Source organism: Cellulomonas avistercoris (assembly GCF_014836445.1).
Lineage (GTDB): Bacteria > Actinomycetota > Actinomycetes > Actinomycetales > Cellulomonadaceae > Cellulomonas > Cellulomonas avistercoris.
The window spans coordinates 12,022-25,951 of sequence record NZ_JACSQV010000012.1; the positions used below are offsets into that span (position 1 = coordinate 12,022).

A 13,930-nucleotide genomic window follows, 5' to 3' on the forward strand; every position below is an offset into this window, starting at 1 on the left:
CGATCCAGTCCCCCGGGAACTGGATCGCTCTCTCACGACCGGGTGGGGTGCGTCAGGGGACGGGGATCCGGGAGACCGTGAAGGGCTCCGGCGTGCCGCCGGCCTCCCGCGTCGCGAACTGGCTGTTGACCACCAGCAGGTCGCGGCCCGCCCGGGCGATCGTCGTCGGGTCGTCGAACGACGGGTCGGTCGTGCGGGACACGACGGTCCCGGACCTCCAGTCGCGGTCGAGGTGCACGACCACGACGGACTGCGGGTCGGCCGTCCACTCCGCTGCGAGCAGCCGGTTGCCGTCGAGCAGCAGGCCGTCGCCCTGGACGGACCCGCCCCCGAGGTCGATCACCTCGACGCTGCCGTCGGTCAGCCCGACGCGGAACAGCTGCCCGGTCCGCGTCTTCGCGACGACGGCCGTGCGCCCGTCGCGCGAGACCACCAGGCCGTTGGCGTTGACGTCCTGGTCGTACGTGAAGTCCGTGCCCACGAACGACACGACCGGCTCGAGCAGTTCCGTTCCCGTCGTCCGGCGCTCGCGGCCGTCGATCCGGTAGAGCACCGGGCGCATGGAGTCCGTCACGTAGACGTCGCCCCGCGGGCCGACGGCGAGGTCGTTGACGAACGTCGGCGTCCCGTCCTGCACCACCTGCCACGAGCCGGTCAGCTCGCGCGTCCGCAGGTCGTAGGCCCACACGCGCCCGGTGGCGCCGCCGGCGACGAGCAGCGTCCGGCCGTCGACCTTGAGGCCGACCGCCATCGCGCGCCCGTCCTCCCCGCCCGGCAGGAACGGGGTGGCCGTCGGCTCGTCGAGGTCACCGCGGTAGATCGTCCCGTCGGTCGTGCTGCTGACGTAGAAGTCGTCACCGCGCGTGGCGATGCCCTCGGGGTAGACGTCGTCCGCCGCGGGGCCGACGGGGTCGAGCAGGTACGTCGTCGGGCGGTCGTGGTGATGGCTGTGGCCGCCCGGCCCGGGTCCGTGCGCGGACGCCGGGACGGCGGCCACGAGAGTGAGGGCGACGGCGGTGGCGAGGGCGGTCGTGAGTCTGGAGCGCATCGGTGTACCCCTTCGGCGGGGGCGTCCGTCTCACCGGGCGCGGGCCCCCACCGACACCGGGAGTGCACCGGGAGGAGCGGGACGAAACCGGCGCGGCCCCCACAGTAGGGACGGCCCCGAGCGCAGCGCCAGACGTGGCTGGGCCCACGGTCCCGTGCCGGCCCAGGCGTCGCGTGCTCCACCGGGGGACGATCGGCCGCGACGCCTACCGACCGCACCTACGCTCGGGGCATGGACCCTCAGGACGCGCTCCGATACCTGGCCGGGCGTGGTCTGCTGACGGGCCCGGCGGACCACCGGCGCGTCGAGCGCGTGCTCGTGGACGACGGGTGGACGCCGTGCGGCGCGGGCGACTGGGCCGTGGCGCTACGGTCGCCCGACGGGACGCTGGCCGCGCGGATCAGCCCGTTCGACCCCACCGGACCGTACTCGGCAGCCATCTACGCACGGGCGGCGCACACGCGCCAGGTCCCCGCACTGGTGGTGCACCGACGGTTGACGGGCGGCGGCGACCTGCAGGTGCTCGAGTGGCTCGCGCCGGTCCCCGCCGACGAGGCGACGGCGTTCCAGGAGGCGCTCGCGGAGCCGCGCCCGGACCTGGCGGAGCTCGCCGCCGTCGTGGACGACGTCCACGCGCAGGCTCGCCGCGAGCTGCCGTGGTGCGGGCCGCTGGACCGCAACCCCGCCAACGTCATGCGCACCGCGGACGGGCGGCTCGTCGTCCTCGACCTCCTCTACGCGGACGGCCCGGACCTGTACTCGACCGCCGCGTCGGACCCGGACCGCGTCGTCGCGCTGATCCCGCAGGACGAGCGCCGGTTCATGACCGAGATCCCGCTGGCGACCTCGGGTCCGTGGGACCCGGCGGACCGTGAGGCGCTGCGCGCGGCGGTCGCGGCGGCCGACGCACGCCGCGCGGCCGGGGTCGGCGGCAGCTGACGGCCCGCGGGTCGCCGTGCCCCGGCGCCGGCGGCCGACGAGCCGTGGCCCGCGACGGTCGGCACCGGGGCCGGAGGGTCGTCAGGCGGTCGCGGAGAGACGCTCGAGGTCCTCGCGGCTCAGCTCGAGATCGGCCGCCAGGACGGAGTCCTGGATCGACGCGGGGCGGGACGCGCCGGGGATCGGGACGACGACGTCGGCCTGCGCGAGCTCCCACGCCAGGGCCACCTGCTGCGGGCTGACGCCGTACGCCTGCGCGACGTGGGCGAACGGCTCGAAGGCGTCGCCCAGCCCGCCCGCCTTGCCGATGCCGCCCAGCGGGCTCCACGGCAGGAACGCGATGCCGAGCTCCGCGCACAGGTCGAGCTCCGCCTGCGAGGACCGGAACGCGGGGGAGTACTGGTTCTGCACCGACGCGAGCCGCCCACCGAGCACGTCCTGCGCGAGCCGGATCTGCTCGGGGTTCGCGTTGGAGACGCCCGCGAGGCGGATCGTGCCGGCGTCGAGCAGCTCGACGAGCGCGCCGACCGACTCCTCGTACGGCACGTCGGGGTCGGGGCGGTGGAACTGGTAGAGGCCGATCGCCTCGACCCCGAGCCGGCGGGCCGACTCCTGCGCCGCCTTCTTCAGGTACTCGGGCCGGCCGTTCACCGTCCAGGACCCGTCGCCGGGGCGCAGGTGACCGCCCTTGGTGGCGACGAGCACCGACGAGGCGTCGCCCTGCCAGGTGCGCAGCGCCTCGGCGATGAGCTCCTCGTTGTGGCCGACCTCGTCGGCGTGCAGGTGGTAGGCGTCCGCGGTGTCGATCAGCGTGACGCCCGCGTCGAGCGCGGCGTGGATCGTGGCGATCGAGCGTGCCCGGTCCGGGCGGCCCTCGATGGACATGGGCATGCCGCCGAGGCCGATCGCGCTGACCGGGACGTCGGCGATGTGTCGTGTCTGCATGGACCCATCCCACCCCGGTGCCGGGAGCGGCGCACGCGGGAGAGGGAAAGAGTGCCCGCCGGCGACGTCGGTGTCGGTACCGTGCCCGGATGCGCCCGCCGCGTCCGCTCCTGCCCCGCTCCGCACCGGCAGCGACGGGGGCGTCGTCCCGGGCACTGTCCGCGTTCGTCGACCGGCTCGAGTCGCCGTCCGTCGAGGCGCACTCGCTCGTCGTCGTGCACCGTGGGCACGTTGTCGCGGAGGGCTGGTGGGCGCCGTACACGCCCCGGCGCCCGCAGCTGCTGTACTCGCTGACCAAGTCGTTCACCGCCGTGGCGGTGGGGCTCGCGGTCGGCGACGGCCTGCTGTCGCTGGACGACCGGGTGGTCGACGTGCTGCCCGATCACGTCCCGGACGACGCCCCGGAGCAGGCGCGACGGCTCACCGTGCGGCACCTGCTGACCATGACCACCGGCCACGGCACGGACACCCTCGACGAGGCGTGGCGGCTCGAGCAGCGCGACCTGGTCCGCGGTTTCCTGCGCGTGGTGCCCGTCGTGCCCGAGGGCACGCAGCACGCGTACGACAACGCGACGACCTTCGTGCTCGCGCGCATGGTCGAGCGGGTCACGAGCCGCGGCCTGCCCGAGCTGCTCGACGAGCGGCTCTTCATGCCCATGGGCATCGACGACGCCGAGTGGGACCGTGTCGGCAGCGGCGTCGCGTACGGGTTCCACGGCCTGCACCTGACGACCGAGGCCGTCGCCGCGTTCGGTGAGCTGCTGCGCTGCGGCGGGCGCTGGGGCGACCGGCAGCTCGTCCCGGCGGCCTGGGTCGGGGCCGCCACCGGCAAGCAGGTCGAGAGCGTCCGGTACAAGGTCGACGACTCCCACGACACCGACTACACGTGCGGGTACGGCTACCAGACGTGGGTCTCACGGCACGGGTCGCACGGGTCGGGCGCCTACGGGCAGATGTGCGTCGTGGTCCCGTGGCACGACCTGGTCGTCGCCGTGACCGCGCAGGGTGAGGGGCAGGCGGTGCTGGACGCGGTGTGGGACTGCCTCCTGCCCGGGCTCGCGGGCGCCAACGGCGACGACGAGGCCCTCGCCGCCCGGCTGCGACGGCTCGCGCTGCCGACGGTCGCCGGGTCACCGGGTCCCGCGCACGCCGTCACGGCGACGGTCCCCGCGGCCGACGGTGCCGTGCGGGGGGACAGTGCGGTGCCGGCCGACGCCGTCCTGCCCGACGGGACGACCGTCGTCGTCACCCCCGTGCCCGGCGGGTGGAGCATGCGCCTCGGCACGTACGACGTCGAGGTCGGGCACGGCACGTGGCGGCAGAGCGCGCCGCTCGGTCGTCCGGTCGCCGCCGTCGGCGGGTGGCAGGGCGCCGAGTTCGTCGCCGACGTGTACCCGGTCATGACCCCGCACCGGGTCCGGCTCACCGTGGACGCGACCGCCGGGACGGCCACCGCGACGTGGAGCACGCTGCCCCTGACCACCCCACGCCTCGACCTGCACCTGCGCGCGCCGCTGATGACGCGGCCCGAGCACGCGTAGCGCCCAGGATCCGTCCGGGCGACGTCTTCGCGACAGCCCAGGCGATCCCGTACACCGGTGGGGCTTGAAGAGTGTCGAAAAAGTAGCCTTCCGGGCTACGATCGGTGCAGCAGACGGCGAGGAGGTGCCCGACATGGCCAACGTGCAGATCGCGGCGCGTCCGATGCGCGCCGTACGCCCTGCCGACCTGGACGGGGTCTTCGTCAATCCTCGCGCGGTGCTGCGCCAGCGGGCGGCGGCGGGCAAGGTGCGCAGGGTCGCCCACGGCGTGTACGTCGCCGTGCCGGACGACGCCTACGACCCTCACCGGTGGCGCCCAGCGTTCGAGGCGGCTGCCGGCGCGGTCGGCACCGCGATGTTCGGCGACCGACGTGCTGTCCTCATGGGCCTGGCCGCCGCGCGGCTGCACCGTGTGGTCCCCCGTGCCCGTGCTCGTGCCGAGATGGCGGTCGAGCGTCGCCACGCTCCGGTGAAGCTCGCCGACCGCGAGCACGGCATCGTGGACTTCGTGCGCCGCGACCTGGACGACCTCGACGTCCAGCCGATGAGGACCGAGCTCGGCACCATGCTCGTCACGACAGCCGAGCAGACGCTCGTCGACCTCGCGCTGGAGCGCACCGCCGACCCCGCTGACGTCCGAGAGGCGATGCGCGGACTCGCGCGCAAGGCCGACTGGGGCAAGGTCGAGAAGATCGCCGGCACCCGGCGCGGCGGCAAGAAGGCCATGGCCACGCTGCGTGCCCTCCGCCGTGAGGTCGAGTCTTGAGCCTGGCCGACGCCGAGCTCTACGACGCCATCGACATCTACCGCCGTCGGGGCCAGAGTGGCCGCGCGCTGGACGAGCTCGACGCGATCCAGGGCGGGTACGTGCCGGACCACAGCCCGGAGACCGCTTGGCTGAGCCGGGCCCAGAGCCGGCGCAGCAGTGTGCCGGTCTCTGGCGGCGACATGCGCTGAGCAGGCACCCGACCGCATCCGGCAGCGATGATCGGGCGGACGGGCCTGCGCCCCCGGCAGGGTGGAACCCGGAAGGGAGCACCGTGATCGCCTGGCTCAACCGGCTCGTCGACCTCGTGGAGGACGACCTGACCGACGACCTCGACGTCGCCGCTCTCGCGACGACCCTGGGCACGACCGAGTACCACCTGCGTCGGATGTTCTCGTCGCTGGCCGGGATGCCGCTGTCGGAGTACGTGCGGCGGCGGCGCATGACGCTCGTCGCGGCCGACCTCGTCGCCGGTGCCGGTGACCTGCTGGGCCTCGCGGTCCGGTACGGCTACGGGTCGACCGAGGCGCTGGGCCGGGCGTTCCGGTCCGTGCACGGCATCGCACCCGCGCAGGCCCGGCGCGACGGTGGCCCCTTCCGCACCCAGCCACGCCTCAGGTTCCGCCTGACCGTCGAAGGAGCGCACCCCATGGACGTCCGTCTCACCACCCGCCCCGGTTTCCGGCTCGTCGGGCACGCCGCGCGCGTGCCGCTGCAGCACCGCGGCGTCAACGCCGCCATCCAGCGGCACGTCGGGTCGCTCGACCCGGGCGAGCACGTGCGGCTCAAGGCCCTCGGTGACACCGAGCCGTCCGGCCTGCTGGCCGTGAGCGACGACGTCGACCCCGACGCGCGCGAGGGCACCGAGCTCACGTACCTGCACGGGGTCGCCGTCACGGACGCCGTCGACGTCCCCGCCGACCTCGACGTGCTGGCCGTCGCCGCCGGGACGTGGGCCGTCTTCCGTGCCGCCGGGCCGTACCCCCAGACCCTGCAGGACCTGTGGGCGTCGACGGCGACCGAGTGGTTCCCGTCGAACCCGTGGCGCCTGCGCCCGGGGCCGTCGGTCGTCGCGGTGCTCGAGCGTGCCGACGACTTCAGCACCGCGACCGTCGAGCTGTGGCTGCCGGTGGAGGCCGGCTGAGGGAGGGACGGGTGCCGGCGCGTCAGCCGAGGAGCACCGCGGTGAGCGCGTCCGCGAGCGTGCGGTCGCGGTCGAGCGGCGCGCCGTCCAGGCTGACCGCCGGCACCACGCCCATCAGCGCGTTCATGACCAGCACCTGGTCGGCGGCCTGCAGGTCCTCGACCGTGAGGGGAAGGTCCTCGACGAGGAACCCGCGGTCGAGCAGGAGCCGGCGGACCTCGCCGGACGTCGTGCCCGGCAGCGCGTGCGCGGACGCCGGGAACCGGACCGTCGTGCCGTAGACGCCGCACAGGCTGGCCGTGCTGGTCTCGGACACCGTGGCGTCGGCGTTGAGGATCACGGCCTCGTCGGCGTCGTGCTGCTGCGCCCACGCGCCCGCGAGCCGGTAGTGCAGGTGGTTGAGCGTCTTGTGGTCGGCCAGGTGCGTGTGCCGCCGGTGCGGGTACGTCCGCAGGCGCAGGCCCCCGTGCACGGCCAGGGCCGGGCGCGGGGCGTACGGCTTGGCGGACGCGAACAGCGTGGGGGCCAGGGACGCACCGGGCGCGTTGGCCGCGGCGGCGACCAGCTTGACGACGGCCGTGGTGCGCGCGAGCCCGTTGCGCTCGACCAGGCGCGCGAGGACGTCGCCCCACGTGACGTCCGGCGGGGTGCCGCCGAACAGCGCGCGCCACGTGCGCTCGAAGCGCTCGACGTGGGCCGCCAGGAGGACCGGGCGGCCCGCCTGGACGCGCAGCGTCTCGAAGAACCCGTGGCCGTACGCCAGGCCCTCGCTCTCGAAGGGCACCGACGCCGCGGCGGCGGGCACGAACCGGCCGTCGTGCCAGACCGTGCGCCCGGCCTCGGTCGGGGCGTCGGCCCGCAGCGCGTCCATGAGCGTGCGGCCCTTGTGCAGCGTCTCCTCGAACTCGCTCACGGGCTCGGAGTCGATGACGATGCCGCCGCCGACCGAGAACACCGCGCGGCCGTCCGTGAAGGTCGCCGTGCGGATCGCGATCGACAGGTCCATCGTGCCGTCGAACCCGAGGTAGCCGATGCTGCCCGTGTACACGTGACGCCGGACCGGCTCGAGCTCGTCGATGACGCCCATCGCCCGGATCTTGGGGCAGCCGGTGATCGAGCCGCCGGGGAAGGTCGCGCGCAGCAGGTCGACGGCGTCGGCCCCGGGCCGCAGCTCGCCCGTCACGGTCGAGACCAGGTGGTGCACGTTCTCGTACGTCTCGAGCCGCTTGTGCTCCGTCACGCGCACCGAGCCCGGCACGCACACGCGCGCGACGTCGTTGCGCAGCAGGTCGACGATCATCGACAGCTCGGCGTCCTCCTTGGGGCTCTCGCGCAGCTCGGTCCGCAGCACCGCGTCCTGCGCCGGCGTCGCGCCGCGCGGTCGCGTCCCCTTGATCGGGCGCGTCTCGACCTCGCCGTCGCGCAGCCGCAGGAACCGCTCCGGTGACGTCGAGACGATCTGGTGGTCGCCGGCGTGGACGTAGGAGAAGAACGGTGCCGGGTTGGCGGCGAACATGGCCGCGAAGCAGTCGAACGGGTCGCCCGTGACGGGTGCCGCGAAGCGCTGCGACATGTTCACCTGGTAGACGTCGCCCTCGACGATGTACGCGCGGATCGCCTCGACGGACGCCAGGTACTCCTCGCGCGAGAGCGTCGAGGTGAACGGGCCGGTGGCCCTCACCGTCCCGGCGGCCGGCGCCGGTGCGCGCAGCGCCGCGGTGAAGCGCGCCACGCGTCCGCCGACCGCGTCCGCGTCGTCGTCCTCCAGGTGCATCACGAGCAGCGTCGTGGTGCCCGCGACGCGGTCGCGGACCAGCAGGACGCTCGGCGCGACGAGGTGCAGGAGCGGCAGCCCGAGGTCGTCGACGCTCGTGCGCGGCAGCACCTCCAGGCAGTCCTTCAGGTCGTACGCGAGGTAGCCGAGCAGGCCGCCGGCCAGCGGCAGCCCCGGCTGCGCGGGGACGCGCACGCGGTCGAGCACGCCGCCCACCGCCGTGAACGGGTCCTCGTCGAGCTCGGTCCGCCGGGAGCCGTCGACGAGCACGGTCCGCTGGCGGTGCCCCGTGAGCGTGAGCCACGGGTCGACGCCCAGGACGTCGTACCGCGCGCTGTCGAGCTCACCCCCGCTGAGCAGGGCCACCGTCCCGGGCAGGTGCGCGAAGCGGCGCACCACGTCCACGAACGGCTCGTCGAGGTGCACGGGCTCGCGGTGCACGCCCGTCACCGTGCGCAGCGGGGACGGCGGTCGGTCGGTCACGGCAGTCATGATGGCTCCTCGGTGCTACAGCGTGGTGAAGCCGCCGTCGACGGGCAGGTACGTGCCGGTCATGAACCGGGACAGGTCGCTCGCCAGGAACACGACGGCACCCGCCATGTCCTCCGGCAGGCCGTTGCGGCGCATCGGCGACCGCTCCGCGACGGACTCCTTGACGTGGGGCGCCATCGGCATGGCGGCGTCCGTCAGCGTCAGTCCCGGCGCGACCGTGTTGGCGCGCACACCGTGCGGGCCCAGCTCGGTCGCGAGCGAGCGGATGAACGCGTCGACGGCCGCCTTGGCGGTGCTCTGCGCCAGGAACCCCTCGTTGCTGCGCTTGGACAGCGTGGAGGACACCGCGATGATGCTGCCGTTGCCGCGCCGGACCATCTCCGGGGCGACCGCCTGGCACGGGTGGAACACGGCCTTGAGCTCGTCGGCGACCTTGCGCTCGAGGTCCGCCCAGTCGTACCCGAGGAACGGCGCGTGCCGGAAGTGCATGTGCGCGTTGGTCACCAGCACGTCGATGCGCTCGAACCGCTCGTGCACCGCGGCGACCATCGCGGCGACGGAGTCCGGCTGCGTGACGTCGGCCCCGAAGATCTCCGCCGTCCCGCCGTCCGTCTCGATGAGGTCCTTGACGTGCCGGGCCTGCGCCTCGCTGTCCCGGTAGTTGACGGCCACCGTGGCGCCCTGCTCCGCGAGCAGCAGCGCCGTGGCGAGCCCGATGCCCCGGCTGCCGCCCGTGACCAGCACGACCTTGTCGTGGAGCAGCCCGCCGCCGGACGTCCGCGACCGCGGCACGCGCGCGGCACGCCTCGACGACGCACCGCGCACGCCCGCCGGCAGCCGGGCGACCTCGCGGTCGACCACCGCGGCGAGCGCGTCCAGGCGGGGTGCGTCGAACACCTCCGAGAGGCCGAGCGCGACCCCGAACGCGTCCTTGATGCGGGCCAGGACCCGCATCGCCGCCAGGGAGTGCCCGCCGATCTCGAAGAAGTGCGTCCGGCGCCCGATGCGCGCGGCGGGAACGTTGACGACGAGCCCCCAGATGCCCGCGAGCGTGCGCTCGGTCGCGGTGGTCGGCGCCTCGTACGCGCCGCTCTGCTGCAGCTCGCCCTGCGTCTCGCGCAGCGCGCGGCGGTCGAGCTTGCCGTTGGGCAGCTGCGGCATCGCGTCGAGCAGGACGAACGCGTCGGGCACCATGAAGTCGGGCAGCCGCTCCTGCAGGAAGGCGCGCAGCGCCGCGACGTCCACGGTCCGCCCGGGCAGGCACGTGAAGAACGCGACCAGCCGGTCGCCGCGGCCCACGACGGCCCGGGCCCGGATGCCCTCGAACCCGCTCATCACCTCCTCGACGTGACGCACGTCGAGGCGCGAGCCGCGGACCTTGACCTGGAAGTCCCAGCGGCCGATGAAGTCGAGCGTCCCGTCGGGCAGGTACCGCACGACGTCACCGGTGTTGTAGAGCCGGTCGCTCGGCTCGGTGCCGAACGGGTTCGGCACGAAGCGCTCGGCCGTCAGGGCGTCGAGGCCGTGGTAGCCGTCCGGCACGCCGACGGAGGCCACGTGCAGCTCGCCCGGCACGCCGTCGGGCACCAGGCGGCCGTGGCGGTCGAGCACGTACAGGCGGGTGTTGGCGATGGGGGTGCCGATGGGGACGAACTCGCTGCGCCCGTCGTCGCCCGACGTGTCGTGGTAGGTCACGTCGTTGAGCTCGGTGCACCCGTAGTTGTTGACCAGCCGCGCACCGGGCACGAGGTCCCGGAACGCCAGCACCTGGGCCCGCGTCAGCGGCTCGCCGGCGGTGACGACGACCCGCATCGCGGGCAGCCGCGCGCCGCTGGAGCCGAGGTGCTCCAGGAGGCCCGCGAGGTGCGACGGGACGATGTTGAGGCGGCTGACGTGGTGCTCGGCGAGCGCGTCCGCGAAGGCCGCGGTGTCGCGCACGGTCGCGTCGTCGATCACCACCTGGGGGCACCCGTTGAGCAGGCCCGCGAACAGCTCCTTGACCCCGACCGCGAACGCGGCGGTCGTCTTCTGCGCCACGACCTCGCCCGGCGCGAACGGCAGGCTGCGTTCGAGCGACGTCAGCCAGTTGACGAGCTGGCGGTGCGGCACGCGGACGCCCTTGGGCGTGCCCGTCGAGCCCGAGGTGTACATGACGTAGGCCAGCGCATCGGGGTGGATGCGCTCCCACGGCGCCGCGGCGCCGGGATCCGCGTCCCCGACCTCGTCGAGCAGCACGCACCTCGCGTCCTCGACGCCGAGCGGGCCGCGGTACGGGGCGTCCGAGACGACGGCGGCCGGGCGCGCGTCGGCGAGGATCTGCTGCAGGTACGTCGCCGGGTACGCCGGGTCGAGCGGCACGTACGCCGCACCCGACTTCCAGACCCCGAGCAGCGTGGCGAGCAGGTCGCCGCCGCGCGGCAGGCACACGGCGACGAGCTCGCCCGGTGCGGTGCCCCGCGCCGTCAGCGCGCGCGCGACGGCGTGCGCGCGCCGCGCGACGTCCCGGTAGGTCCACGTCCCCTGCCGGTCCCGGCACGCGACGGCGTCGGGCGTCCGCTCCGCCTGCGCGTCGAACCGCTCGACGAACGTCCAGGCGGGCGCCTCGGTGACCGCCGCGCCGTCGGAGCGTCCCACGAGCTCCGCCACGTCCGCGTCGCGCAGCAGCGGCAGGTCCACGACGCGCGCGTCGGCGTCGGCGACCATGCCCTCGAGCACGCGCTGGTGGTGGGCCAGGAGCCGCTCGACGGCCTCCCGGTCGTACAGGTCCGACGCGTGGACGACCTCGACCTCGAGCCCGTCGCCGTCGCCCGCGTAGGACATCTCGATCTCGCACCGCGCGGGGACGTGCTCCTGCGCGAGCAGCGTCAGCAGGTCCTCGTCCGCCTCGTCCGGCTCGGGGAAGCCGCGGAACGTCACGCCACCGGGCAGCGGCGTCTCGAGCGACGTGCGCGGGAAGTTCTGGTGGCGCATGACGACGGGCACCAGCGGGTTGGCGCTGCCGCGTCGTGCGACGTCGGTGGCCTGCAGGATCCGCTCGAAGGGCACGGGACGCTCGAACGCGCCCAGCACCTGCGCGCGCACGGACTCGAGCAGGGCGGCGACGGTGGCCTGCTCGTCGATGCGCAGGCGCAGCGGCAGGATGTTGACGAAGAACCCGATGAGCGGCTCGAGCGCGACGTCGGGGCGGTCGGACGTCGTGGTGCCGATGCACAGGTCGTCCCTGTCGGTGTAGCGGCTGAGCGTGACCCCCAGGCCCGCGAGCAGGGTCATGAACAGCGTGCAGCCGTGCCGGCGCGACAGGCGCTCGAGCGCCCGGGACAGCTCGACGGGGTAGCGGTGCACGACCGTGCCGCTCGTCGTGCCCGACCGCAGCTGCCGCGCGCGCACGGTGGGCAGCTCGAGGCTGTCCTCGTAGCCGGCGAGCGTCGCGCGCCAGTACTCCAGCTCGTCCGTCATGTCGGCCGTGCGCTGCGTGCGGGCGTAGTCCCGGTACTGGACCGTCAGCGGCGGCAGGTCCGGCTCCTCGCCGCGGCACAGGGCCGCGTAGGCGCGGTGGAGCTCGCCCAGCAGGACGGCCTTGAGGGACCACGCGTCGGCGGCGATGTGGTGCACATTGAGCAGCAGCACGTGGTGGTCCCTCGCCTGCCGCAGCAGCCGGGCGACGACGACGGGCCCCCGGTGCAGGTCGAAGCGGTGCTCGAGGAACCTGTCGAGCTCCTCGAGCAGCGTCACGCGGTCGACGTCGACGACGGGCAGCGGCACGTGCCCCGGCGGGGCGACGAACTGCCGGGCCTCGCCAGCGTCCGTCTCGCCGTAGGTGGTCCGCAGCACCTCGTGACGGGCGACGACGAGGTTCACGCCCCGCTCGAGCGCGGAGACGTCCAGGTCGCCCCGGACGGTGAGCAGCAGGGGCAGGTTGTAGCTCGTCGTCCCGGGGTCGCGCCGGTGGTGGACCCACAGCCGCTCCTGGAACCACGACAGCGGGGAGCCGTCACCGGACGACGCGGGGAGCGCCTCGAGGCCGGTGGCGACGTGCAGACTCTGGTCAACGGCCATACGTGTCTCCTGTACCGGGCGAGGCCCGCACCGGGCGGGCCATGTCCGAATCATCCCGTTCCGGGACCCGAATCGCGAAACGCGCAGGTGGGGGGGCGGCCTCGACGTGCCGCGCGGCGCGTCCGGGCGCACGATGGACAGGACGGGGAACCCCGTCGTCAGCGCGAGAGATCGGTGCGGGTCCCACGGCAGGTGGCCGGATGCCGCCGCCCGACGGGCCCGGGCGCCGGGGGGCAGGGGCGGCACATGTGCACAGGCATCAGGTTCTCGGACGGTAGTGGTCACCTCTACCTCGCACGGAACCTCGACTGGACCAGCGGCTACGGGCAGCGGGTGGTGGCCACGCCCACCGGCTACGCGCCGCAGTCACCCTTCGGTGCCGTGCCGGAGATCCGGCACGCGGTGATCGGCATGGGCATCGTCGAGGAGGGCACGCCGCTCTACTTCGACTGCGGCAACGACGCGGGGCTCGCGGTCGCCGGGCTGAACTTCCCCGGGTACGCGCAGTACGCGACCGGACCCGTGGACGGCGCGACCAACGTCGCGGCCTACGAGTTCCCGCTGTGGGTGGTCTCGCAGTTCGCGAGCGTCGACGAGGTCGAGGCCGCGCTCGCGGACGTCGTGATCGTCGACAAGCCGATCAACGAGAAGTACCCCAGCTCGCTGCTGCACTGGATCATCGGTGACGCGACGCGCGCGATCGTCGTGGAGTACACCGCCGACGGCATGCACGTCTTCGACGACGACGTCGACGTCCTGACGAACCAGCCGGGCTTCGCGTGGCACCACGAGAACCTGCGCAACTACCTCAACACCTCGCCCGACTTCCCGGAGCCCACGCCGGTCGGCCGCGCGAGCCTCACACCGTTCGGCTCCGGGTCGCACATGCGCGGCATCCCGGGCGACTACTACTCGCCCTCCCGCTTCGTGCGCGCGGCGTACGTCAACTCCCACTACCCCGAGCGGGGCACGGAGGAGGAGAACGTCAGCCGGGCGTTCCACACGCTGCAGCAGGTCGCGATGGTCGACGGGGCCGCCGCCATGGGCTCCGGCGAGTTCGAGATCACGGTCTACACGGGCCTGTTCTCGTCGGCGACGACGACCTACTACTGGAACACCTACGAGGACCCGGCGATCCAGAGCGTCGCGCTCGCGGACCTCAAGCCCGACGGGACGGAGCTGGTGGTCGCCTAGGGTCGGCGGGGGGGGGGCCGCCCCCCCCGGG

10 protein-coding genes are annotated in these 13,930 nt (G+C 74.1%); 6 read left to right on the plus strand and 4 right to left on the minus strand.

Going from position 1 to position 13,930, the window contains the following annotated elements; translation table 11 throughout:
* Positions 1–52: 52 nt before the first annotated feature.
* Positions 53–1,048, minus strand: a complete 996-nt coding sequence (locus H9657_RS13645) for an SMP-30/gluconolactonase/LRE family protein (protein ID WP_191783972.1) — start codon at positions 1,046–1,048, stop codon at positions 53–55.
* Between the two features lie 231 nt (positions 1,049–1,279).
* Between H9657_RS13645 and H9657_RS13650 the strand changes: the two genes are divergently transcribed.
* Positions 1,280–1,987 (plus strand): hypothetical protein, encoded by a 708-nt coding sequence (locus H9657_RS13650; RefSeq protein ID WP_191783973.1) that lies wholly within the window; start codon positions 1,280–1,282, stop codon positions 1,985–1,987.
* An 81-nt stretch (positions 1,988–2,068) separates the two neighbouring features.
* On the opposite strand, the gene H9657_RS13655 is transcribed toward H9657_RS13650, so the two are convergent.
* Entirely contained in the window at positions 2,069–2,932 is an 864-nt protein-coding gene (locus H9657_RS13655; protein WP_191783974.1) for an aldo/keto reductase, read from the minus strand.
* A gap of 89 nt (positions 2,933–3,021) precedes the next feature.
* On the opposite strand from H9657_RS13655, the gene H9657_RS13660 reads away from it, so the two are divergent.
* The 4 genes from H9657_RS13660 to H9657_RS13675 all read left to right on the plus strand — a co-directional run bounded on the left by H9657_RS13660 (position 3,022) and on the right by H9657_RS13675 (position 6,383).
* Positions 3,022–4,473, plus strand: coding sequence for a serine hydrolase domain-containing protein (locus tag H9657_RS13660; protein WP_191783975.1), 1,452 nt, complete (start codon positions 3,022–3,024; stop codon positions 4,471–4,473).
* A gap of 133 nt (positions 4,474–4,606) precedes the next feature.
* On the plus strand, positions 4,607–5,239 hold the full coding sequence (locus H9657_RS13665; protein WP_191783976.1) for a hypothetical protein: 633 nt from the start codon (positions 4,607–4,609) through the stop codon (positions 5,237–5,239).
* Positions 5,236–5,430, plus strand: coding sequence for a hypothetical protein (locus H9657_RS13670; RefSeq protein ID WP_191783977.1), 195 nt, complete (start codon positions 5,236–5,238; stop codon positions 5,428–5,430). The genes H9657_RS13665 and H9657_RS13670 overlap by 4 nt, the downstream gene beginning before the upstream one ends.
* Before the next feature lie 83 nt (positions 5,431–5,513).
* Positions 5,514–6,383, plus strand: coding sequence for an AraC family transcriptional regulator (locus H9657_RS13675; RefSeq protein WP_191783978.1), 870 nt, complete (start codon positions 5,514–5,516; stop codon positions 6,381–6,383).
* A 22-nt stretch (positions 6,384–6,405) separates the two neighbouring features.
* On the opposite strand, the gene pabB is transcribed toward H9657_RS13675, so the two are convergent.
* Together pabB and H9657_RS13685 are read right to left on the minus strand one after the other, a co-directional pair.
* Positions 6,406–8,649 (minus strand): aminodeoxychorismate synthase component I, encoded by a 2,244-nt coding sequence (gene pabB / locus H9657_RS13680; protein ID WP_191783979.1) that lies wholly within the window; start codon positions 8,647–8,649, stop codon positions 6,406–6,408.
* A gap of 15 nt (positions 8,650–8,664) precedes the next feature.
* On the minus strand, positions 8,665–12,705 hold the full coding sequence (locus H9657_RS13685; RefSeq protein WP_191783980.1) for a hybrid non-ribosomal peptide synthetase/SDR family oxidoreductase: 4,041 nt from the start codon (positions 12,703–12,705) through the stop codon (positions 8,665–8,667).
* A 246-nt stretch (positions 12,706–12,951) separates the two neighbouring features.
* On the opposite strand from H9657_RS13685, the gene bsh reads away from it, so the two are divergent.
* Positions 12,952–13,899: a choloylglycine hydrolase gene (gene bsh, locus H9657_RS13690; RefSeq protein ID WP_191784092.1), complete on the plus strand. Its 948-nt coding sequence runs from the start codon at positions 12,952–12,954 to the stop codon at positions 13,897–13,899.
* Positions 13,900–13,930 lie beyond the last annotated feature (31 nt).